The organism is Streptomyces milbemycinicus, from assembly GCF_002154605.1.
Taxonomy (GTDB): domain Bacteria; phylum Actinomycetota; class Actinomycetes; order Streptomycetales; family Streptomycetaceae; genus Streptomyces; species Streptomyces milbemycinicus.
Map to the genome: position 1 here is coordinate 8526 of NZ_MUNE01000630.1, position 390 is coordinate 8915.

The following is a 390-nucleotide window of genomic DNA, read 5'->3' on the forward strand; positions in this document are numbered from 1 at the left end:
CGGCCACGAGCTGGCTGCACTCCTGGGGGACCCAGCGCAGCACCATGTGGGCGGGCAGGTTGAGGGCGAGGATGTCGTCGAGCGGGGCGTCGGCGCCCTCGGCGATGCCCAGCAGCTCGGCCCACTGCTCGGGGTCGGTGTGGCGTACGAAGTCGGCGTTGGCCTCGAGGCACTGGCGGTAGCGGCTGACGGACGCCTCGTCGGCACACAGCTCGGCGATGTCGCGGCGTACGGCGGCGATGTTGGCGGCGATCGCGTCCCGGGCGGCGCGCCCGTGCTGCCGGCCCTGTTCGGCGGGGTCGCCCGCCAGGTCGAGACAGGCGGGGTCGGCCGCGGTGGTGGCCGACCCCGGGGCCAGGCCCCACTCCTGCCAACGGCCGGGGTGGGCGG

The 390-nt window shown here is 76.2% G+C and carries 1 pseudogene; it reads right to left on the minus strand.

The annotated features are described in order from the left end of the window. Nucleotides 1–390: pseudogene (locus tag CCN51_RS55330) on the minus strand (hypothetical protein); the annotation flags it as partial.